The following is a 21570-nucleotide window of genomic DNA, read 5'->3' on the forward strand; positions in this document are numbered from 1 at the left end:
GTGCAAATGTTTCGTATTTCCGGCCGCTCTCGGAAATTATCGTGTGTTGCAATAGGGTCGCAGCACGCGCATGTGCGTGCAATGACGCTGCAGTCGGAAATAGGCGGAGGTTCGGTCTTGCGTATTCCTGCGCACGCGGTATGCACGGCGATCCGCGACGACATCGTCTCCGGGGTGTTCGAGCCGGGCGGCCGGCTGACCGAGGAGGTGCTGGCCCGCCGGTACGGCGTGTCACGCGTCCCGGTGCGCGAGGCCCTGCGGACCCTGGAGTCGGAGGGGTTCGTGACCACGCGGCGCCATGCTGGGGCGTGCGTGGCCGAGCCGACCGAGCAGGAGGCCGCGGACCTGCTGGAGCTGCGGATGCTCCTGGAGCCGCTGGCCGCCGCGCGAGCCGCCCGACGGCGCACCGACGCACACCTCAAGGTGCTGCGCGGACTGGTCAGGCTGGGGCAGGAACGGGCCAGGCGGGGCCAGGGGGAGGATCTGCGGTCCCTGGGCGGATGGTTCCACGAGACGCTCGCCCAGGCCTCCGGCAGCCCGGGGCTGATCGCGCTGCTCACGCAGATGCGGCACAAGATCGCGTGGATGTACGTGGTGGACGCGCCGGCCCGGCCCGTGGAGTCCTGGGCGGAGCACGGTGCGGTCGTGGACGCGGTGGCGCGCGGCGACGCCGAACGGGCGCGGGCGCTGACCGCGATCCACGCCGACCGGGCGGCGGGGGCGCACCGGCTGCGGCTCCGCCCGGCGGTGAGCACTTCGCAACCTGCCGTAAACATGTCGGGCGGCCGGCATTAACAGGAGCCGTATACAAAGGTTGGGATCGCATGGATTCGTTGCGCGACAGCCTATCGGTTCCATGTCGGGTAAATTCCCTGCGCGGAATTCCTACGGGGCTGAATTCGGTGTGCGCCGCACCCGATCAGGGGCCTTTTCCCGTCGGGCGGAATTTCTCCGTGTCCGTTTCCCGCAAAACGCCCGGCAGGGAACGGCGGCCGCCGGCCGGTCCCCGCGCGTACCCGCCGCCCGGTGGGGGCCGGGTTCGCGGAACGACGAAGCCGCGGCTCCCGGATCGGGGGCCGCGGCTTCGCGCGTGAGGTCGAACCCGAAGGGTCAGACGGTCTCGGGGAGCTCCTCGAGACCCTCGGCGACCAGCTTCGCGAGGCGGTCGAGCGCGGCGTCCGCACCCTCGGCCTCGGAGGCGAGGACGATCTCCTCGCCGCCCTGGGCGCCCAGGCCCAGGACCGCCAGCATGGAGGCGGCGTTGACGGGGTCGCCGCCGGACTTCGCGATGGTCACCGGGACGCCGGAAGCGGTCGTCGCACGGACGAAGATCGAGGCGGGACGAGCGTGCAGGCCCTCGGCCCACCCGACGTTGACGCGGCGCTCTGCCATGGTGATGCCCTTCAGGTTCTTACGGTTGTCTAGACCAGTCTCTCACGGCGTCCGGAATGCTCGGACCTACCCGAGGCCAGAATTTTCCGCCGCTCGACCTCCCCCAGCTTGCCCTGATTCGTCCCGTCCTGCCTCGGCGCCGCGCGAGCGCTCCACGGCCTGATCCGGCCGTAAGGTAGGCACATGACCATCGAGTCGGACCCCTCGTACCCGGCCCACTGGGAAGCCGATGTCGTCCTGCGCGACGGCGGCACCGCCCGGATCAGGCCCATCACCACCGAGGACGCGGGCCGGCTCGTCAGCTTCTACGAGCAGGTCTCGGACGAGTCGAAGTACTACCGCTTCTTCGCCCCTTACCCCCGGCTCTCCGACCGCGACGTGCGCCGCTTCACGCACCACGACTACGTGGACCGGGTCGGCCTCGCCGCGACCATCGGCGGGGAGTTCATCGCCACCGTCCGCTACGACCGCATCGACGCCGCCGGTCGGCCCGCCTCCGGACCCGCCGACGAGGCCGAGGTCGCCTTCCTCGTCCAGGACGCCCACCAGGGCCGCGGGGTCGCCTCCACGCTGCTGGAACACATCGGCGCGGTGGCCAGGGAGCGCGGTATCCGGCGGTTCGCCGCCGAGGTGCTGCCCGCCAACACCAAGATGATCAAAGTCTTCACGGACGCCGGCTACCAGCAGAAGCGCAGCTTCGAGGACGGCTCCGTGCGCCTCACCCTCGACCTCGAACCCACCGCCGAGTCCCTCGCCGTGCAGCGCGCCCGCGAACAGCGCGCCGAGGCCCACTCGGTGCAGCGACTGTTGGCCCCCGGTTCGGTGGCCGTCGTCGGAGTCAGCCGCTCCGGCGGGGGCGTGGGCGCCGCCGCACTGCGCAACCTGCGCGACAGCGGCTTCCACGGCCACCTCTACGCGGTCAACGAGGCCGTCACCCGCGACCTCCTCGACGGCGTGCGGGCCTACCCGACCATCGAGGCCATCGGCGCCCCGGTCGACCTCGCGGTGATCGCGGTCCCCGCCGACCGGGTCCCCGACGCGGTGGCGGCCTGCGGCGAGCACGGGGTGCAGGGGCTCGTCGTCCTGTCCGCCGGATACGGGGAGAGCGGCCCGGCCGGACTCGCCCGCCAGCGCGAACTGGTGCGGCAGGTGCGCTCGTACGGGATGCGGTTGATCGGGCCGAACGCCTACGGGGTGATCAACACCGCGCCCGAGGTGGAACTCAACGCCTCCCTCACCCCCGCACCGATGCCGACGCGCGGCCGGATCGGCCTGTTCACACAGTCCGGGGCGATCGGCATCGCCCTGCTCTCCGCGCTGCTCCGGCGCGGCGAGGGCCTGTCCTCCTTCGTCTCGGCCGGCAATCGCGCCGACGTGTCCGGGAACGACATCCTCCAGTACTGGTACGACGACGAGGCGACCGACGTCGCCCTGCTCTACCTCGAAACCCTCGGCAACCCGAGGAAGTTCACCCGCCTCGCCCGCCGCACGGCGGCCGTCAAGCCGGTGGTCGTCGCCAAGGGCGGCCGGCACAGCCCGGCCGGGCACGTCGTCCCCGACACCCGGCTGCCGGAGGCCACCGTCTCCGCTCTCCTCCGCCAGGCCGGCGTCATCCGCGTCGACACGGTCACCGAGCTGGTGGACGTCGGCCTCCTGCTGGCGGCGCAGCCACTGCCGGCCGGGCCCCGCATCGCGATCCTCGGCAACTCCGAATCCCTCGGGATCCTCACCTACGACGCCTGCCTCACCCAGGGCCTGCGCCCCCTGCCGCCGCTCGACCTGACGACGGCGGCGACGCCGGCGGACTTCCGCGCCGCCCTGACCGACGCGCTCCGCTCCGAGGACTGCGACGCCGTGGTGGTCACGGCCATCCCGTGGGTGAGCGAGGACGCGCCGGCCGACGACCTGGCCGGCGCCCTGCGCGAAGCGGTGGCGGCGTCCCCGGGCAAGCCCGTCGCGGTGGTCCACGTCGAGCTCGGCGAGCTCGCCCTGGCCCTGTCCGCGGTGCGCGGCGTCCCGTACACCGCGTCGTCCCGGAACTGGAGCCCCGCCGCGGACCAGGCTCCCCAGGCGCCGGCCGAGCCGCTGTCCGCGGACAGCATCCCCAGCTACCCCGCCGCCGAACGCGCGGTCAAGGCCGTCGCCGAAGCCGTTCGGTACGGGCAGTGGCGCCGGGCCGCCGCCGAGGACGACGGGCGGGTCCCCGAGTACGAGGACATCGACGAGGCCGGGACCGCCGACCGGCTGGCCCGGCTGCTGGCCGACGTCGAGCCCGGCGCCGCGGCGACCCTGACCGACTGGGACGCCCGTGAACTGCTCGCGGGCTACGGGATCCGCGTCCTGCCCACCCTGCCCGCTCCGAGCGCCGACGCGGCGGTCCGCGCCGCCGGGGTGCTGGGCTACCCGGTGGCGCTCAAGACCACCGCCCCGCACCTGCGCCACCGCGCGGACCTGGGCGGCGTACGCCTCGACCTCACGAACGAGCCCGAGCTGCGGCGCTCGTACGAGGAGCTCACCGACGCCCTGGGCAAGCCGGCCGAGCTCCAGCCCGTGGTGCAGGCCATGGTGCCGCGCGGGGTCGACACCGTCGTCCGGTCCGTCATCGACCCCGCCGCGGGCGCCGTCCTCTCCTTCGGGCTCGCCGGCGTCGCCTCCGAGCTGCTCGGCGACACCGCGCACCGGCTGGTCCCGGCCACCGACCGGGACGCCGCCGGACTGATCCGGTCCATCCGGACGGCGCCCCTCCTGTTCGGCTGGCGGGGCAGCGACCCCGTGGACACCCCCGCCCTGGAGGAACTGCTGCTGCGGCTGTCCCGCCTCGTGGACGACCATCCGGAGGTGATCGGCGTCTCGCTGGAGCCCGTCGTGGTCGCCGCCGAGGGCGTGTCCGTGCTCAGCGCCACCGTCCGTGTCGCCCACCCGCCGGCCCGCGGCGATCTCGGCCCGCGGACCCTCCCCAGTTACTGACCGGGTACGGCGCGGCCTGAGGGCCCCGGACGGGCCTTAGGATGGACCTCATGGCGAAATCCGGTACGACGACCCAGGGGCTGCGCACGGCGATCGAGCGCAGCGGCTACTACCCGGCCCTCGTGGCCGAGGCCGTGGAGGCCGCGGTGGGCGGCGAGCCGATCTCGTCGTACCTGGTCCACCAGGAGACGACCTTCGACTCCAACGAGGTGCGCCGGCACGTCACCGTGCTCGTCCTGACAGGCAACCGCTTCATCGTCAGCCACACCGACGAGCAGGCCGCCGACGCCGGGTCCCCCTCCCCGTACGCGACCACCTCCACCGAGTCGGTCAAGCTGTCCAGCATCTCCTCCGTGGTGCTCAGCCGCGTCGTCGCCAACCCGGAGTCCTACACCCCGGGCACCCTGCCCCGCGAGGTCGTCCTGACCATCGGCTGGGGCGCGGTCTCCCGGATCGACCTGGAGCCGGCCGCCTGCGGCGACCCGAACTGCGACTCCGACCACGGCTACACCGGCAACTCCACCGCCGACGACCTCAGCCTGCGGGTCAGCGAGGCCGGCGACGGCCCGGAGGCGGTGCGCCAGACCCTGGTGTTCGCGCAGGCACTCAGTGAGGCAACAGCAGCCACGTCCTCCACCCCCGCCCGCTGATGGCGTACTCCGCGGCACAGGAGTGGCCCGAGCCGGAGCTGCTGGACCTGGCGGGCGCCCCCGTCCCGGAGTACGGCGTCGGGTCGCTCGCCGACCTGCTGCCCACGCTCGTGGCCGGCCAGGGCGTCCCCGGTTTCACCGCCGCGATCCCCGAACTGACCCCGACCGACCGGAACTGCGTGTTCCTGGTCGACGGCATGGGCTGGGAGCAGATCAAGGCCCACCCGGACGAGGCCCCGTACCTCACCTCCCTGCTCGGCAGCTCGCGCGGCGGCACCGGCCGCCCGATCACCGCGGGCTTCCCGGCGACCACCGCCACCTCGCTCGCCTCCGTGGGCACCGGCCTGCCGCCGGCCCGCCACGGCCTGCCCGGCTACGCCGTCCGCAACCCCGCCACCGGTGAACTGATGAACCAGCTCCGCTGGCATCCGTGGACCCCGCCGAAGCCCTGGCAGCCGTACCCGACCGTCTTCCAGCAGGCCGACAAGGCCGGGGTGGCGACCGCCCAGGTGTCCTCGCCCGCCTTCCAGACCACCCCGCTCACCAAGATCGCGCTGAGCGGCGGCACCTTCCTCGGTCGGATGACCGGCGAGGAACGGATGGACCTGGCGGCCGAGCGGCTCGCGGCCGGTGACCGCTCGCTCGTCTACACGTACTACAGCGAGCTCGACGGGGCCGGTCACCGGCACGGCGTGGACTCCGACGCCTGGCGCGGCCAGCTGATGTACGTGGACCGGCTCGTCCAGCGGCTCGCCGAGCAGCTGCCGCCCCGCACGGCCCTGTACGTGACCGCGGACCACGGCATGGTGGACGTCCCCTTCGACGAGGACTCCCGGATCGACTTCGACGAGGACTGGGAGCTGAGCGCCGGCGTCGCCCTGCTCGGCGGCGAGGGGCGGGCCCGGCACGTGTACGCGGTGCCGGGCGCGCAGGCCGACGTACTGACCGTGTGGCGCGAGGTGCTCGGCGACCGGTTCTGGGTCGCGGGCCGCGAAGAGGCCCTGGAACTGGGCTGGTTCGGTACGCCGGGGGAGTGCGACGAGCGCGTGCTCGGGCGCATCGGCGACGTGGTGGCGGCCGCCCAGGCCGACGTCGCGATCACCGCCTCGCGCAACGAGCCGAACGAGTCCGCCCTCGCCGGAATGCACGGCTCCATGACCGCGGCGGAGCAGCTCGTCCCGCTGCTCGAAATCCGCACCTGACCCTCGCACCCTCGCCCTCGCGCCCCACCCCGGACCCACGGTCCCACCACCTGCCCACGACCCGAAAGGTCCGTACTTCCCATGCCCGAGCTGGTGTTCTTCTCCGGAACGATGGACTGCGGAAAGAGCACGTTGGCGCTCCAGATCGCCCACAACCGCGACGCGCGGGGCCTTCAGGGCGTGATCTTCACGCGGGACGACCGGGCGGGGGAGGGCAAGCTGTCCTCCCGGCTCGGCCTGGTGACGGAGGCGATCGAGGCGCCGGAGGGCATGGACCTTTACGCCTACCTGGTGGCTCAGCTCTCCCAGGGCGGCAAGGCCGACTACGTGATCGTGGACGAGGCCCAGTTCCTGGCCCCTGAGCAGATCGACCAGCTCGCCCGCATCGTCGACGACCTCGACATGGACGTCTTCGCCTTCGGCATCACGACCGACTTCCGCACGAAGCTCTTCCCCGGCTCGCAGCGGCTGATCGAGCTGGCGGACCGCCTGGAGCAGCTCCAGGTCGAGGCCCTGTGCTGGTGCGGAGCCCGCGCGACGCACAACGCCCGTACGGTCGGCGGGGAGATGGTGGTGGAGGGCGCCCAAGTGGTCGTCGGCGACGTGAACCGCCCGGCGGAGGAGATCGGCTACGAGGTCCTGTGCCGCCGCCACCACCGCCGCCGCATGACCTCGGCCGCGGCCCGAGCCGGCACCCTCTCCCCGGACGTCCTCCCGGTCAACCACGCCTGAAGGCCCGCTGCGGCGTGGAAGATCCGGATTCCGGGCTTCCAGGGCCTGTCGGGGGTGCCCCGTATCTTGAGGGCATGAGGATGTACCAGAGCACTGCTGTGAGTGTCGACGCCATGCTTGCGGACCTACGGACGCTCGTCGAGGTCGAGTCCCCGTCGCGTGACCTCGATGCGCTGGACGCGTCGGCCCGCGCGGTGGCGTCGGTCATCGAAAGTCGGCTGGGTGGGCAGGCCGTTCTGGTGGAGGGCCAGGCCGGGCCGCACGTGCACTGGTCGGGCGGCGGCGATCCCCGGGTGCTGATCCTCGGTCACCACGACACGGTCTTCCCGCTGGGCACGCTCGCGCGCCGCCCCTTCCGGGTGGAGGGCGGCCGCGCGACGGGTCCCGGGGTCTTCGACATGCTCGGTGGTCTCGTCCAGGCGATCCACGGTCTGGCGGCGCTGGACGACCTGTCGGGGGTGGAGGTTCTGGTGACCGCGGACGAGGAGGTCGGGTCCGGCTCCTCCAGGGCCCTGATCGAGGAGCGGGCCATCGCCTGCGGCGCGGTCCTCGTGTTCGAGGGCGCGGCCGACGGTGGCGGCCTGAAGACGGGGCGCAAGGGGTGCGGCACGTTCGAGGTGCTCATCAAGGGGCGGGCGTCGCACGCGGGGCTGGAGCCCGAGGCCGGGGTGAACGCGTTGGTCGAGGCGGCGTACCAGGTGCTGGACATCGTGGCGCTGGGCCGGCCGGAGATCGGGACGACGGTGACGCCGACCGTGGCCTCGGCGGGAACCTCGGACAACGTCGTGCCGGCGCGGGCGACGGTGCTGGTCGACGTCCGGGTCGAGTCCGCCCGGGAGACGCAGCGCGTCGAGTCGGCGATGGCGGCACTGGCTCCGCACCTGGACGAGGCGGAGATCGTGGTCCGAGGCGGCGTGGCCCGGCCCCCGATGCCCGAGTCGGCGTCGGCGGAGTTGTTCGAGATGGCGCGGCGACTGATGCCGGGCATCGAGGGCAAGGCGGTCGGCGGCGGCAGCGACGGCAATTTCACCGCCGCGTTGGGGGTGCCGACGCTCGACGGCCTGGGAGCGGTCGGCGGCGGTGCGCACGCCGACCACGAGTACCTGGTGGTCGACGCGATGGCGGAGCGGGCGGATCTCGTCACCGGACTGGTGAACGCGATCCGCGACGGCCGAACCTCCTGAACACGGACGCCGGCCGGTGATCCGGTCCGTCGCTTTCCGCCGACCGGTGGGCCGCGGTCAAACGGCGTCGGGCGAGGAGACCTCCGACGCCCGGGACGGCCGACAGCGCGCGGGTCGTGCGGTCCGCGTGCGGCTCGCGGGCGGTGGCGATGAGGACGATCAGGTAGGCGCAGCCGTGCAGCGGGCCGACGGCCGAGGCGACGGCTTCCAGGTGAAGCGTGACGAGGTTGCTCAACAGGACGGCCACGGTGCCGAGTTCCAGGACGGCGGCGGTCCGCAGGAGGCGGCTGGGGCGGTGCATCTCAGGCTCCCGTGGTGGATCCGGGACGGACGATCATCAGAACGGTGACCGTCGCCCACAGCAGGTTGAACAGTCCGGTGTGCATGCCCAGTCGACCCACCGCTTGCCGGGCGGTCGCGACCCCTCCCGGGTCGACGGCGCCGCCGAGGACGGTCAGCGTCGCGGACTGCCGGGGGAGTATCAGGATGCCGAGCACGGCCGCGGCCGCCGCGGTCAGCACGATCGAGGTGATCAGCCAGGGGCTGCTCAGCACGTGGAGGCTGTCGGCGGTCGCCAGACCGAACACCGGTACCGCGACAGCGATCACGGCGTAGACCCGGCAGATGCGGTGCAGCGTACGGGCCTCGGCGAGGGTCGCCGCGTCGCCGGGTTCGGCCAGGGCGCGGCGGGCCGTCGGGGGGAACATACTGGCGGCGACGGTGACCGGGCCGATGGTGATGACCGCCGCCAGGACGTGCACGGCGAGCAGGAATTTCGTCACGGGATGATCCAGATGGTCAGGAGCGGGCGGGCTTCGGAGTGCCGACCGGAGGCGGCGCCGAGGACACCGACGCTAGGCGTGGCGCGCGGTCGGCGGAAGTGGCTGGAATGCCGGCCCCCAACGGATTGTGGCCAACTGCGATCTGCGGCAGTCCGGTAGCTCTGACCTGCGGGAACCGATGCCTGCGCCGATGCTCGGGTGTGGGGCCGGTGCCGCGTCCGGTTAGGGTCGGGCCATGCATACCGTGGTCGTGCTCGCCCTGGACGGTGTGATTCCGTTCGACCTGTCCACCCCGATCGAGGTGTTCGCGCGGACCCGGCTGCCCGACGGTCGTCCGGCCTACCAGGTGCGCGTCTGCGCGCCCGCCGAGGAGGTCGATGCCGGGGCGTTCGTGCTGCGCGCGCCGTGGCCGCTGACGGAGCTGGCAGCGGCGGACACGATCATCGTGCCGGGAGTGGCCGACCCCGCGGCGCCCGTACCCGAGGAGGTCCTCGACGCGCTGCGGCAGGCCGCAGCCCGGGGGACCAGGCTCGCCTCCATCTGCGTGGGCGCCTTCGTACTGGCCGCCACCGGACTCCTCGACGGTCTGCGCGCCACCACCCACTGGTCGGCCGCCGAACTGCTCGCCGCACTCCACCCCGCCCTCGAGGTGGATCCGGGAGTGCTCTACGTCGACAACGGACAGCTGCTCACCTCGGCCGGCGCCGCCGCAGGGCTGGACCTGTGCCTACACATGATCCGGCGCGACCTCGGCTCGGCGGTGGCCGCGGACGCCGCCCGCCTCTCCGTCATGCCGCTGGAACGCGACGGTGGGCAGGCCCAGTTCATCGTCCACGACCGGCCGCCCGCCCCGCGGGGATCGGTGCTGGAGCCGCTCCTGCGATGGATGGAGGACAACGCCCGCCGCGACCTCACCCTCGACGAGGTCGCCGCCCAGGGCGGCATGAGCGTACGTACCCTCAACCGGCGCTTTCGCGAACAGACCGGCAGTTCGCCGTTGCAGTGGCTGCACCGGGCCCGGGTCCGACAGGCGCAGTACCTGCTGGAGACCACCGCGCATCCCGTCGAACGGATCGCGGCACAGGTCGGGTTCGGTTCCCCCACCGCGTTCCGGGAGCGCTTCAAGCGTCTCACCGGCACCAGCCCGCACGCATACCGGCGCACCTTTCAGGCACAGGCCGTCGATTCCTCCCGTCCGGCGCGGAACGGATGATCGGCCGGCCGTACGCCCGGAGTCCGGTTCCAGCGCATCCGGGACCAGGGAAGCGCCAGTTCGGCCCGGTCCGTGACCTGGCGCGGGGTCAGGGACGCGAGGGCGGCCGCCTCGCGGTGGCGGGCGTACACGCTGTCCACGTACCGGTGGCCGGTGTCGGCGGCGATGAAGAGGACCGTACGTTCCGGGGCCCGGGACCGTTCCCAGCGGGCGGCGAGGTAGCCGGCCCCGGTGGACAGGCCGGCGAACACCGCGTGGCGCCGCAGCAGGTCGACGCTGCCGGCCAGCGCGGCGTCGAAGGAGATCCAGTGGAGCGTGTCGTACGACGCGTGGCCGACGTTCCCGAACGGGATGGAACTGCCGATGCCGGCGATGATGATCTCGGGATCGGCGACGTGCTCGGCCCCGAAGGTGACACTGCCGAAGGGCTGCACGCCGACGAGTTCGACATCGGGGAGGTCCTCCCGCAGATAGCGGGCCAGGGCCCCGGTGGAGGCGCCCGAGCCGACCCCGCCGACCAGGGTCAGGCCGCCACCGCCACCCCCGCCGTCGCCCCGGCCCAACGACCGCCGGATCCGCTCCGCCACCGCCCGGTAGCCCAGGTAGTGGATGTCGTCGTGGTACTGCCGCATCCAGTGGTACTCCGGGTGCTCCGCGAGGATCTCGTGGATGCGCTCGACCCGCCGCTTCTGGTCCAGCTTCAGGTCGTCGCAGGGCTCCATCCGCTCCAGCGTCGCCCCGAGCACGGCCAGTTGGGCGCACAGCGTGCCGTCGACGGTCGTCGAACCGACGATGTGACAGCGCATGCCGTGGCGGTGGCAGGCCAGCGCGAGGGCGTAGGCGTAGATCCCGCTGGAGCTGTCCAGCAAGGTGTCCCCGGGCCGGACCACCCCCGTGTCGAGCAGGTGGCGGACCGCGGCGAGGGCCGAGACGACCTTCATGGTCTCAAAGCGCAGGCAGACGAGCCGGTCGTCGAGGCGTATCAGGTCGGGCCGGCCGATGGCCTCCGCGATGTGCTGGTCCACTCGGGAACTCCTTGGTGGGGACGGAAGGGAAGGTCGTGAAGACGCGGGTCGCGGGGATGCCGCTGCTGTCCAGGGCCCGTACGCAGCCGCGGATCCGGTCGCGCAGGCCCGGGGCCGTCGGATCGAGGAGCAGACCGGCCACCGCACCGCTGTGTGCGATCTGGACGCCCAGGGCCCCGAGCCGCCGTCCGATGTCGGTGAGCGTGTCGAACTCCGGGTGGCACAGCAGCTGTTGACCCCGGCGGGCGCCGGCGCTCGCGACCTGACCCAGCAGGGCCGCGTCACCCGTGGCCACGGCCCGCCGCAGCAAGGTGCGCAACCGCTCGAAGGCGCGCACGTCACTCTCGTCGTACGCGGGGACCGGCAGCGCGAGGGTCTCCACGGGCGCGCCCCCGCCCAGGACGCAGCCCACGACGACCAGCGGCGGCAGGCGGGGGCCGAGGACCTCCAGCACCCGCCCCTCGCGCTGGGCGAAGAGCACCGGGCGGGCGTCGAGCATCAGCGGGTCGCAGGCCAGTTCGGCGCGCACCGCCAGCCGGGCGACGGTGTCGGGGGCCAAGCGCACCCCGTAGGAGTCCGCGACCGCGCGGACGACGGCGATGACATCGCTGGTGGAGCTGCCCATGCCGAGGCCCACCGGGATGTCGCCGGTGATCCGCAACTCCCCTCCGCAGGGCGGCTCCCGGCGCCTCGACGCGCATTCCTCGACGGCGAGGGCCGCCGCGCGGGCGGCCTTCGTACGGTCGCCCGGTCGGACGGTGAGCTGCTCCGGCGGGGTGCCGGGACGTCGGGTGAACGCCGCCCGGCTGCCCATCCCGGTCATCGGCAGGGTGACCAGGCCGGCGCACCGGCGCCCGGTGGCGTCGCGGAAGACGCCTTGGAGGAGCTCGCCGTGGTGGCAGGGGGCCCGGCCGGTACCGCGGTGAACGCCGCCGCCGCTCACGCCCGCCCCGCCGTCCGGTAGCGGTACAGGGTCGTCGGGTCGGCGCTGAACTGGGAGAAGGGGAAGGGCTCGGCGGACAGCGCGGTCACCCCGGAGCCGAGAAAGGCCCGGGCCACCGCGCTGCCGCTCTGCGCGTAGACGATCAGCGGTACGCCCCGGGCGCGGCAGCGGTCGAGGACGGTGTCGAAGGAGCCGTTGCCGAGGGTCATCCCGGTGGCGACCACGGCATCCGAGCGTTCCAGCACCTCGTGCATGTCGGTCGTGACGGGATCGCCCCACTGGGTGGCTTCGAGGTTGAAGTCGCAGGGCAGCGGTACGCCGCCCCGCTCGCGGATCGCGGCGACCAGCGGGTTCACCACGCCGATGAGCCCGACCCGGGCGCCCGCGTCGATGTCCAGCAGCCCGGCGACGGCCGCGTCGCGGGCCAGGGCGCGTACCTCGGGGGTGCCGGCGGGGAGGGTGATCGGCTCGGCCCCGGCGTCGCGGTGCGGGAGCTGCCCGGCCAGGTAGGCGTCGAGGGCGGCGATCCGCAGCGGGCGTGGAGCCTCGCGCAGCAGGACGTCGAGTCGGGAGCCCGAGGCGTCGCGGCAGATCGCGGGGTCGATCTCACCGGCCTCGAAGGCGCAGCCGCCGAAGGCGCCACCGAGGCGCACCAGGACGTACTGGTTGAGGTAGGTGGTGGCGCCGCCGGCCAGTCGGGTGCCGTGGTGGATCCAGAACACGCTGGTCGCCACGAGGTCGCTGGGCGAGGGGCCGTGTTCACCGGCCAGTACGGCCGTGATCAGGGCGTCGACGGTCGGTGCGGGCACGGCGGTCGGGAGGCTCGTCATGAGGTTCCTTGTCGGAGTGCGGGTGCGGGTGCGGGCAAGAGTGAGGGTGAGGGCGAGGGCGAGGTGGCGTGGAGAGGTCCGCGGTAGGACACCGAGAGCCGCCCCTGGGCGTCGGTGGCCAGCTCGGCGTCGACCTCGAAGATCCGGGCCAGGTGCTCGGCCGTGAGGACGGTGGCGGGCGCGCCGGAGGCGATCAGCCGGCCCCGGTGCATGAGCAGCAGCCGGTCGCAGTGGCGGACGGCCAGGGTGAGGTCGTGCAGGGCGACCAGGACCGTCTGCCCGGTGCCGGCGAGCAGGTCCATGAGCTCCCACTGGTGCTTGACGTCCAGGTGGTTGGTGGGTTCGTCGAGGAGCAGGCCGTACGGTTGCTGGGCGAACGCGCGGGCGATGTGGGCACGTCGGCGTTCGCCGCCCGACAGGCCCTTCCAGGAGCGCCCGGCGAGCGCGGTGAGGCCTACGCGGTCCAGCGCGGCGGCGCCGACCGCCCGGTCGGTGCAGTCCGGGCCGTGCCACCGGTCGCGGAACGGGGTCCGCCCCAGCCCCACGACGTCGGCGACGCTCAGGTCGGAGTCGAACCCGGAGTCCTGCTCCACGAAGGCGACCCGGCGGGCGATCCGGCGTGCGCCCCAGTCCCGGATCGACCGGCCGTCGTAGCGCACCGTGCCCGCGTCGGGCACGCGCAGGCCGGCCAGGCAGCGCAGCAGCGAGGACTTGCCCGAGCCGTTGGGGCCGAGCAGTCCGACCGTCTCGCCCGGCTCGATGTCCAGGTCGACCCCGCGGACGACGGGCCTGCCCGAGACCGACCAGTTCAGTCCTTCGGCGGTGATCCTCACAACTCACCCCTCCTGCGCAGGACGAGGAGGAACAGCGGGACGCCGAGCAGCGCGGTGATCACGCCGACCGGTATCTCGCGCGGCGCGAAGGCGGCCCGTGCCAGGGCGTCGGTCCACACCAGGAACACCGCGCCCGCGAGCGCCGCGTGGGGGAGGAGCACCCGGTGCAGCGGACCGACGAGCAGGCGTACCCCGTGCGGGACGATCAGCCCGACGAACCCGATGGCGCCCACGGTGGCCACCGCCACCGAGGTCAGCACGGCCGTCACCACCAGCAGCAGCATCCGGGTGCGCCGTACGCCGATCCCCAGCGAGGCGGCGGTGTCCGCGCCGAACGCGAGGCCGTCGAGGGAGTTCGCGCACAGCCGGGCGGCGACGAGCCCCAGCGGCGTGACGATCGCGCAGACCATGACGGCGTCCCAACGGGCCGGGGCCATCGAGCCCAGCAGCCAGTGGGTGAGGGCCCGCGTGGTGTCGGCGTCGGCCGAGGCCATCAGCACGAGCGAGGTCAGGGCGGTGAAGAGCTGTCCGACGACCACACCGGTCAGGACGATGCGGCCCGAGTCCAGGCCCGTCCGGTGCAGCAGTGCCACCAGCAGGCCGAAGGAGAGCAGAGCCCCGACGAGGGCGCCGCCGGTGATCCCGAGGGCTCCGGCGGCCGGTCCGGACAGCGGCAGGACGGCCACGGTGACGGCCCCGGTCGAGGCGCCCGAGGAGACGCCGAGCAGGTACGGGTCGGCCAGCGCGTTGCGGGTGACGGCCTGCAGCACGGTGCCGCACACCGCGAGCGAGGCGCCGACCAGGGCCGCCATCAGCACCCGTGGCAGGCGCAGGTCCCAGACGAGCGAGTCCAGCAGCGGCGGCAGCGGTTCGACGGCCAGGCCCAGTCGGGCCCCGAGCACCCGGCCGAGGTCGGACCATCCCACCTCCGCGCTGCCGATACGGGTGCCCGCCGCCACCGAGGCGACCAGGACGAGCACCCCGGCGAGGAACAGACCCGCCCGGGCCGCCCCGCCGGAGCGCCGGGACCGCTCGGACTGCCCGGACCCAGGAGACGGCATGCTCACCCGGTGCTCGCGGGCGGCGGGAAGCAGCAGGTCCACGGTCCCCGGGTCAGCGGACATACCCGAGGTCCTTCATCCCCGCCGCCAGCAGCCCCAGGGCGTGCACGGAGCGTACGGAGGGGTCGAGTTCGATCCCCGGCACCTCGATGATCCTGTTCTCGCGGACCGCCGCCAGCTTCGAGACCACCGGGTCCCCGGCCATCGCCGCGTGCTTCTCGGCGGCGCTGTCGCCGGGCCTGCCGCGCTCGCTCAGATCGCCGATCACGATGAAGTCCGGGTTCCGCCTGGCGACTTCCTCCCAGGAGACCTCCGGCCAGTCCTCGGCCACGTCGTCGAAGGCGTTCTTCGCGCCGACGATCCGGCTCATCTCACCGGGCAGACCGGTCCCGCCCGCCACGTAAGGCAGGCCGTTGAAGACCGAGTAGAGGTAGACGACGGTGGGCTGCCTTCCGTCCCGGGTGGTGGCCCCACGGGCCTTCTCGGCCGCCTCGGCGACGGCGGCCCGCTGCTCCTGGGCGAGCAGGCCGGCCCGCTCCTCGCCACCGAAGACCTTGCCGAGCTGCTCGTAGTCGGAGAAAAGCAGTTCGAAGGGGCTCTTTCCGGGCTCGCTGTGCTGCGGGCAGTCCACCGCGCTGACGAAGGTGGGAACCCCCAGGGCGGCCAGCTCCTCACGGCTGCCGGCGCGATCCTTCGTGTAGAGGTCGGTGGAGCCCGCCACCACGAAGTCGGGTGTGGCCGCACGTAGTTGCTCTCCAGTGGCGATCTTGGGGGCGATGACCGGGACCTTGGCGTAGGCCTCCTGGTACCGCGCGGGGATCTTCGTCTTGAGGTTGGCGGTCCCGGCCATCCGGTCCTGGAGCCCCAGTTCCAGCAGGGTCTCGGTCGAGGTCTGGTCCAGGGTGACGGCGCGTCGCGGGGGCCGGTCGAAGGCGAGTTGCCGCCCGCAACTGTCGAAGGCCGCTGTCCGGGCGGTGGGTTCACGCTTCGGCGCGCGGTCGCCGATGGGGGTCGAGCAGCCCGTGGTGGCGAGAGCCAGGGTGAGGGCGAGGGCGAGGGGGAGGCCGATCCGGGCGCGGTGGCGCATGGGTTCTCCGGTCTGGGAGGGGCGTGGGTGTGGTCGGGCAGCGGGCGGAGGCGCCGCCTTCGAAGGGTACTGTAATGGTTATCGTTTTCATTAACACCCCCGGGTCGAGGTTCACCGAACCGCGACCCGCCACCTGCCGATGCGTGAGGAGCACTCCACCGTGGCGACCACACCCGTGCCCGCGACACCCAAGACCGGCCCGCCGCCCGCCCGTTCCGTCCTGCGCGACAGTGCCTTCGTGCGCCTGTGGGCGGGCACCACCGCCTCCGGACTCGCGACCTGGGCCCTGCCCTTCGTCCTCGGCCTCGCCGTCCTGCACCGGGAACTCGGCGCGGCCGGCCTGGGTCTGCTCCTCGCGGCCCGCACCGCCGGCTTCCTCGCCGCCGTCGCCGTCGGCGGGGTGCTGGCCGACCGTCACTCGCGCCGGGCCGTCGTGCTCTGGTCCGCCCTCGCGGCCGCGGCCGCCGCCCCGCTCCTGGCTTTCGGACTCGGCCGCTCGCTCCTGCTGATGACCCTGGCCGCCGCCCTCGCGGGCGCGGGTCAGGGGGCCTGCCGCCCCGCCTTCCAGGCGCTCACCGCCGAGGTCGTCGTCGCCGACCGCAGGCAGCAGGCCAATGCCGCCATGACCATGGCGGTCCGGACCTCCACCCTGGCGGCCCCCAGCCTGACGGCGCTGCTCGCGGCGTTCGTCGACGTGGGGACGCTGCTGCTCGGGATCGGCCTGCTCTGGCTGGTCGCCGCCCTCCTGCCGGGCCGCGGCGCCCCGGTCGCAGGGTCGGCGGCCCCCGCACCGCGCGCCTCCCTCCGCGCCGAGTTCGTCGACGGCATACGCGAGGCCCGCCGCCACCCCTGGTTCCTCGCCGGACTCGGCGCCCTGACCACCGTGATCGCGCTCGGCTACTCCGCCACCGGCGTCGCCCTGCCCCTCATCAGCCGCGACCGCTACGGCACCGGGTGGGTCATGGCCGCGGCCATGACCGCCTACACCGTGGGCGCGCTCGCCGGGGCCCTGGTCACCGCCCGCCGGCGGCCCCGCTCCCAGGGCTGGAGCGCCTTCGCCGGCCTGGCCCTCTACGGCTTCGCGCCGCTGAGCCTGATGCTGCCCGTCCATCCGGCCGTGGTGATCGCCGCCTACGTCGTGGCGGGCATCGGGATCGAGCTGTTCAACGTGCCCTGGTTCACGGCCGTCCAGCGCGAGGTCGCCCCGGACAAGCTCGCCCGCGTCTCCTCGCTGGACTTCCTCCTGTCCTACGGCCTCGCCCCGGTGGGCCTCGCCCTCATCGCCCCGGCCATCGGCGCCTTCGGCGTCACCCCGGTCCTCGCCGCGTGCGCCGCGGTCTGCTTCCTCGTACCCGCCGCGGCCGCCCTCGCACCCACCGCCCGACACTTCGGGCGGAGCCCGGAGCCGAGGGCGCGCTGAGTTCAGCGCCGCGAGCGCACCAGGGCGAAGACCGCGCCCTCCGGGTCCGCGACCGTGGCCTGCCGCCCGCGCGGGCCCTCGTGGGGCGGGTCGACGACGCGTCCACCGAGCTCGACGACCCGGTCGGCCGCCGCGTCGGTGTCCTCCACCTCGAAGTACGCCATCCAGTGCGGCCCCCGGTCGTGCGGCAGCGAGCGACCGACACCGTGCACGGCGGCCACCGGGCGCCCCTCCAGCTGCAGGGTCTGGTAGTCGAAGTCGTCGGAGGCCGTGGCGTGCGTCTGCGCTTCGTGGCCGAAGACGTGCTCGTAGAACTTCCCGACCGTCGAGGTGTCCTGGGTGACCAACTCGTTCCACACGGGGGTGCCCGGCCCGTGGTACGGCCGGGTGCCCATGCGGCTCTGCGCCTGCCACAGTCCGAAGATCGCCCCCAACGGGTCGGAACAGATCGCCACCCGCCCCGCGATACCGGCGTCCAGCGGACCCACCGCGACCGTGCCGCCGCAGGCGCGGACCGACTCGGCGGTCGCGTCGGCGTCGTCCGTGGCGAGGTACGTCGTCCAGGCCACCGGAAGATGCCGGTCCGGCGGCATCTCGCCGATCCCCGCCACCTCGTGGCCGTCCAGCACCGCGCGGACGTACGGGCCGAGCTGCTCGGGTCCGGGCTCGTACTCCCAGCCGAACAGGTCGGCGTAGAAGTCCTCGGTGGTCCCGAGGCCGTGCACCATGAGGCTCACCCAGCACGGGGTACCGGGCGTGCGCCGGGTTGGTTCCGCTGCCTCGGTCATGTCAGCCGTCTCCTCCGTCGTGGCGCTTACCGGTGCTGATGCTTCCACTCCCGGCGGCTCGGCGCGCCCCGACCGGGCCGCATAAATGCGGGCCGGCGCGGAGTTGACCGGATCGGTGCGGCCCGCCGATGACGGCCGTGTGACGCCGCCGGCGGGCGGGGAGGAAGATGGCCGGCATGACTGCGACATCTGTGATCCTCACCGCCGCCGAACTGAGGAACGAGCTGGCGGGCCCCCGCCCGCCGGTGCTGTTGGACGTCCGCTGGCAGCTCGGCGGCCCCGACCAGCGGCCCGCCTACGAGGCAGGACACCTGCCCGGAGCGGTGTACGTCGACCTCGACCGTGAACTGGCAGGTCCGCCCGGGGCGGGCGGTCGTCACCCGCTGCCGGACCCGGAGGCGTTCGGGGAGGCGATGCGCCGGGCGGGGGTTCCGGCGGACGGGCCCGTCGTCGTATACGACGGCGGACTGGGTTGGGCGGCGGCCCGCGCGTGGTGGCTGCTGCGCTGGACGGGTCACCCGAACGTGCGGGTCCTCGATGGCGGCTTGGCCGCCTGGACGGCGGCCGGAGGTGCGGTGACGGCCGATCGGGTGACTCCCGCCGAGGGTGATTTCAAGCCAACTCCGGGAGCGGTCGGACTGCTGGACGCCGACGCGGCGGCCCTGCGCGCGCGTGCGGGCGTACTCCTGGACGCCCGCGCGGGGGAGCGCTACCGGGGCGAGGTCGAACCGATCGACCCGGTCGGCGGGCACATCCCGGGCGCGCTGTCGGCCCCGACCACGGAAAATGTCGGTCCGGACGGGCGCTTCCTGCCGGCGGACGTGCTGCGCGCCCGGTTCGCGGCGCTCGGCGTGGCCGAGGGGGCCGAGGTGGGCGTGTACTGCGGCTCGGGGGTCTCCGGAGCGCACGAGGTGCTGGCCCTGGAGGTGGCCGGCATCGAGTCCGACCTCTACGCCGGCAGTTGGTCCGAGTGGTCCGGTGACCCGGCCCGGCCGGTGGCCACGGGCCCGGACCCGCAATAGGCCGAGCCGCCGCAGGGTCCGACCCGGCGGCGGCGTTCGTCCCTGCTCCTGCTGTTGCCCTACTCCTGCTTCTTGCGGCGGGTGCCGAAGACGATCTCGTCCCAGCTCGGTACCGCCGCCCGGCGTCCGGGGCGGACCCCGTCGGCCTCGGCCTGCCGGTCGGTGGTACCCGTCAGACGGTCCCGGTGGCCCGCCACCGTGCGCGGCATCAGGACGTCGGCGTACGCGGCGCCCGCGCCCGCCGAGGCGGCGGGGGCCGGCGGCTCCTCCGCCTCCGGTTCGGTGTCGTCCGGGGTCTCGGTGCGGTCCGGGACCACCATGTCGCCGCGGAAGCTCGGGACCGCCTCCAGCAGGCTGGTGAGGGTGTCCCGCTCCTCCTCCGGTTCCGGTACGGGCGCGGGTCGGGGCTCGATCCGCTCCAGCTGTCGGTCCAGGGCGCGGTCCAGCGGCCGGTCGCGCGGCAGTCGCGCGATCCTCGGCACGAACGGGAAGCTCGGTTCCGGCGCCGCCGGCAGGTCCTCCGACTCGCCGATCAGGGAGCGGGCCTCGTCGTCCACGGCCACGACCAGCCGACGCGGCGGGTCGTAGGTCCAGCTCGCCGAGTGCGGCTCGCTCGCGACGCGGTAGACGAGCAGGACCTCCCAGGTGCCGTCGTCGCGGCGCCACGAGTCCCACTGGACGGATTCCTTCTCGGCCCCGCGCAGGCTCAGACGTTCCTGCACGGCCTCGCCGAGCTGCGGGCCGGTGTTCTCTCCGGGACGGCGCACGGGGGTCTTGCGGGCCCGCTCGGCCATGAACGCGCGCTCGGCGAGCACGGGGCCCTCGAAGCGGCGTACGCGGTCGACGGGGATGCCGGCGAGTTGAGCGACCTCCTCCGCGGAGGCACCGGCCCGTATGCGGGCCTGGATGTCGCGGGGGCGGAGGTGGCTCTCCACCTCGATCTCGATCTGGTTCAGACGCGCGCGATCGTTGCGGACGGCGGCTCGGAGCCGCTCGTCGATCGGAAGCGTGTACTCCGTGCTGTCCGCAGCCTTGAGCACCAGTCGTGTGCCGTCATTGGAGACGGCCACGACACGCAGTTCGGGCATGGGGACCTCCCGGGTGGTGCCTGCCGACGTCACGTGCGTCGCTGCTTCCGCTAGTCGAGTGTGGCCTGCCCGGGTGCAGCCTGCCACAACCTTGCCGAGTTAAACCGGCGTGTCGGGCATGCGCCCTTGATCGCCGTTATGGCACGGTTACCTGTTGGGCACGCACAGTGACCGAACGGTTACTGTGCGCAGCAGGCGCCCGTGCAATACCGCGGCATCACCGGTCTTTGAGTGCCGTGTTCCATCCGTCGGCCCCCTCTCCCGAGTCCGGACATCCGAAAGGAAGGACGGCCCCAGGGCTCGCCACAGTACTCCATTCGGGCCACCTGGGTGGACCGCCGCGCCGCCGAACTTTCCTCGGACGGCGGGAGTTGGCCTGCCCTCGATCAAGTCCGACCTGCACCCGTGGTCCGTTTTCTGGTGTCTTGCTTCACATCATCACCAGAAACGGAACTATCTGCTTCGCTCAGCGGTCGGTAACTCCTGAAAGAGGAGAAGCGCGAGAGGCAGGACACACCGGGTATGGCGATGGGTCAGGAAGCGACGCGGGACGCCGAGGACGAGCTGGAGAAGAAGCTCGATCTGAGCGCGGCCCAGGTCGCCGGTTCCTCCCTCGCCACCGTCGCGGCGGCCCTGCTCGCCTCGAAGCTGGGGGTCTACGGGACCATCCTCGGGGCCGGCGTGGTCAGCGTCGTCGCCACCGCAGGCGGACCGGTCATCCAGCACCTCTTCCGACGCACCGGCGACCGGCTCCGCGCAGGCGCCCGGCCCGGGGACCGTCGGGTACCCCCGCCCCGCGAGGAGTCGAAGGCGGCGGACACCCCGACCACCGGGGCCGTCGGCGAGGAGTTCGGCGAGGCCACCGTGCACGGGACGCGGGTGCGGGGCTGGAAGCGGACCGCGGTCGCCTCCGGCGCGGCCTTCGCCATCGCCATCGGCGGACTCGGCACCTACGAGGCCATGGCCGGCACCTCCGTCAGCGACGGCGGCGGCACGCTCTTCTCCGGCGGCACCCGCAAGGCGAGCCAGGACCGGCCGACGCCGCCCCCTCAGGAGTCGGGCGGCGAGGAGAAGGGCGGCGAGGAGAAGGGCGGCGGCCGGAAGGACGGGCGCACACCCGGGCCGGGAACCTCCCCGAGCCCCTCACCCTCGTCCGGCGGCCGGAGCCCGAGCCCGGGACCGCACCCCTCCGACTCCGGCAGCCCCACTGCCTCCACGGGCCCGACGCCCGCCGCCACCCCGTCGAAGCAGGCCCCGAGTTCGTCCCCGACCCCCACGCCGCCGGCCCCGACGCCCGGCTCGGACGCGTCGGGTCCGGCCGCGCGGCGGAGCGCGCCCTGACACCGGACCG

Annotated in this window: 21 protein-coding genes; 10 read left to right on the top strand and 11 right to left on the bottom strand. The window is 73.4% G+C overall.

Features of this window, described 5'->3' with window-relative positions:
* Nucleotides 1-117 precede the first annotated feature (117 nt).
* Nucleotides 118-795, top strand: coding sequence for a GntR family transcriptional regulator (locus ACGFYY_RS13980; RefSeq protein ID WP_393709209.1), 678 nt, complete (start codon nt 118-120; stop codon nt 793-795).
* Nucleotides 796-1110: 315 nt separating this feature from the next.
* Here ACGFYY_RS13980 and ACGFYY_RS13985 read toward each other — a convergent pair whose 3' ends face one another.
* Nucleotides 1111-1392, bottom strand: coding sequence for an HPr family phosphocarrier protein (locus tag ACGFYY_RS13985; protein ID WP_030012489.1), 282 nt, complete (start codon nt 1390-1392; stop codon nt 1111-1113).
* Between the two features lie 183 nt (nt 1393-1575).
* Here ACGFYY_RS13985 and ACGFYY_RS13990 point away from each other — a divergent pair, with 183 nt between their 5' ends.
* The 5 genes from ACGFYY_RS13990 to ACGFYY_RS14010 all read left to right on the top strand — a co-directional run bounded on the left by ACGFYY_RS13990 (nt 1576) and on the right by ACGFYY_RS14010 (nt 8127).
* The gene (locus ACGFYY_RS13990; RefSeq protein WP_393709212.1) at nt 1576-4359 is read left to right on the top strand and encodes a GNAT family N-acetyltransferase; all 2784 of its coding nucleotides are present in this window, start codon (nt 1576-1578) and stop codon (nt 4357-4359) included.
* 50 nt (nt 4360-4409) lie between these two features.
* Nucleotides 4410-5009, top strand: a complete 600-nt coding sequence (locus ACGFYY_RS13995) for a DUF5998 family protein (protein ID WP_030009684.1) — start codon at nt 4410-4412, stop codon at nt 5007-5009.
* Complete coding sequence (locus ACGFYY_RS14000; RefSeq protein ID WP_393709215.1) at nt 5009-6211, top strand: alkaline phosphatase family protein; 1203 nt, start codon at nt 5009-5011, stop codon at nt 6209-6211. Before ACGFYY_RS13995 ends, ACGFYY_RS14000 begins: the two co-directional genes overlap by 1 nt.
* An 81-nt stretch (nt 6212-6292) precedes the next feature.
* Nucleotides 6293-6943, top strand: coding sequence for a thymidine kinase (locus tag ACGFYY_RS14005; protein WP_365264202.1), 651 nt, complete (start codon nt 6293-6295; stop codon nt 6941-6943).
* A gap of 74 nt (nt 6944-7017) precedes the next feature.
* Entirely contained in the window at nt 7018-8127 is a 1110-nt protein-coding gene (locus tag ACGFYY_RS14010) for a M20 family metallopeptidase (RefSeq protein WP_393709217.1), read from the top strand.
* Here the strand turns inward: ACGFYY_RS14010 and ACGFYY_RS14015 are convergent.
* Both ACGFYY_RS14015 and ACGFYY_RS14020 read right to left on the bottom strand, forming a co-directional pair.
* Complete coding sequence (locus ACGFYY_RS14015; protein ID WP_393709219.1) at nt 8084-8428, bottom strand: DUF3817 domain-containing protein; 345 nt, start codon at nt 8426-8428, stop codon at nt 8084-8086. The genes ACGFYY_RS14010 and ACGFYY_RS14015 overlap by 44 nt on opposite strands.
* Nucleotide 8429: 1 nt before the next feature.
* Entirely contained in the window at nt 8430-8909 is a 480-nt protein-coding gene (locus tag ACGFYY_RS14020) for a hypothetical protein (RefSeq protein ID WP_393709221.1), read from the bottom strand.
* Between the two features lie 235 nt (nt 8910-9144).
* Between ACGFYY_RS14020 and ACGFYY_RS14025 the strand changes: the two genes are divergently transcribed.
* Complete coding sequence (locus ACGFYY_RS14025; RefSeq protein ID WP_393709223.1) at nt 9145-10122, top strand: GlxA family transcriptional regulator; 978 nt, start codon at nt 9145-9147, stop codon at nt 10120-10122.
* On the opposite strand, the gene ACGFYY_RS14030 is transcribed toward ACGFYY_RS14025, so the two are convergent.
* The 6 genes from ACGFYY_RS14030 to ACGFYY_RS14055 are packed head-to-tail and all read right to left on the bottom strand — an operon-like array spanning nt 10077 to nt 15901.
* Nucleotides 10077-11147: a pyridoxal-phosphate dependent enzyme gene (locus ACGFYY_RS14030; protein ID WP_393709226.1), complete on the bottom strand. Its 1071-nt coding sequence runs from the start codon at nt 11145-11147 to the stop codon at nt 10077-10079. The genes ACGFYY_RS14025 and ACGFYY_RS14030 overlap by 46 nt on opposite strands.
* Nucleotides 11068-12090: a GHMP kinase gene (locus ACGFYY_RS14035; protein ID WP_393709228.1), complete on the bottom strand. Its 1023-nt coding sequence runs from the start codon at nt 12088-12090 to the stop codon at nt 11068-11070. Before ACGFYY_RS14035 ends, ACGFYY_RS14030 begins: the two co-directional genes overlap by 80 nt.
* A complete protein-coding gene (locus ACGFYY_RS14040; RefSeq protein ID WP_393709230.1) occupies nt 12087-12920 on the bottom strand; it encodes a Rossmann-like domain-containing protein in 834 nt (277 codons plus the stop codon). The genes ACGFYY_RS14035 and ACGFYY_RS14040 overlap by 4 nt, the downstream gene beginning before the upstream one ends.
* Complete coding sequence (locus tag ACGFYY_RS14045) at nt 12917-13753, bottom strand: ABC transporter ATP-binding protein (RefSeq protein ID WP_393709232.1); 837 nt, start codon at nt 13751-13753, stop codon at nt 12917-12919. The genes ACGFYY_RS14040 and ACGFYY_RS14045 overlap by 4 nt, the downstream gene beginning before the upstream one ends.
* Nucleotides 13750-14877 carry a FecCD family ABC transporter permease gene (locus ACGFYY_RS14050; protein ID WP_393709235.1) on the bottom strand — a complete coding sequence of 376 codons (1128 nt, stop codon included), beginning with the start codon at nt 14875-14877 and terminating at the stop codon, nt 13750-13752. Before ACGFYY_RS14050 ends, ACGFYY_RS14045 begins: the two co-directional genes overlap by 4 nt.
* Nucleotides 14867-15901, bottom strand: a complete 1035-nt coding sequence (locus ACGFYY_RS14055; RefSeq protein WP_393709237.1) for an ABC transporter substrate-binding protein — start codon at nt 15899-15901, stop codon at nt 14867-14869. The genes ACGFYY_RS14050 and ACGFYY_RS14055 overlap by 11 nt, the downstream gene beginning before the upstream one ends.
* A 160-nt stretch (nt 15902-16061) precedes the next feature.
* Here ACGFYY_RS14055 and ACGFYY_RS14060 point away from each other — a divergent pair, with 160 nt between their 5' ends.
* On the top strand, nt 16062-17321 hold the full coding sequence (locus tag ACGFYY_RS14060; RefSeq protein ID WP_393709239.1) for an MFS transporter: 1260 nt from the start codon (nt 16062-16064) through the stop codon (nt 17319-17321).
* A 2-nt stretch (nt 17322-17323) separates the two neighbouring features.
* Here ACGFYY_RS14060 and ACGFYY_RS14065 read toward each other — a convergent pair whose 3' ends face one another.
* A complete protein-coding gene (locus ACGFYY_RS14065; RefSeq protein WP_393709241.1) occupies nt 17324-18109 on the bottom strand; it encodes a VOC family protein in 786 nt (261 codons plus the stop codon).
* Between the two features lie 176 nt (nt 18110-18285).
* Here ACGFYY_RS14065 and ACGFYY_RS14070 point away from each other — a divergent pair, with 176 nt between their 5' ends.
* Nucleotides 18286-19131 (top strand): sulfurtransferase, encoded by an 846-nt coding sequence (locus ACGFYY_RS14070; protein WP_393709243.1) that lies wholly within the window; start codon nt 18286-18288, stop codon nt 19129-19131.
* A 59-nt stretch (nt 19132-19190) separates the two neighbouring features.
* On the opposite strand, the gene sepH is transcribed toward ACGFYY_RS14070, so the two are convergent.
* Nucleotides 19191-20219 (bottom strand): septation protein SepH, encoded by a 1029-nt coding sequence (gene sepH / locus ACGFYY_RS14075; protein WP_365264237.1) that lies wholly within the window; start codon nt 20217-20219, stop codon nt 19191-19193.
* A 522-nt stretch (nt 20220-20741) separates the two neighbouring features.
* Here sepH and ACGFYY_RS14080 point away from each other — a divergent pair.
* On the top strand, nt 20742-21560 hold the full coding sequence (locus ACGFYY_RS14080; protein WP_393709246.1) for a hypothetical protein: 819 nt from the start codon (nt 20742-20744) through the stop codon (nt 21558-21560).
* The last annotated feature ends 10 nt before the right edge of the window (nt 21561-21570 follow it).

The sequence above is a fragment of the Streptomyces sp. NPDC048331 genome (genome assembly GCF_043201215.1).
Taxonomy (GTDB): domain Bacteria; phylum Actinomycetota; class Actinomycetes; order Streptomycetales; family Streptomycetaceae; genus Streptomyces.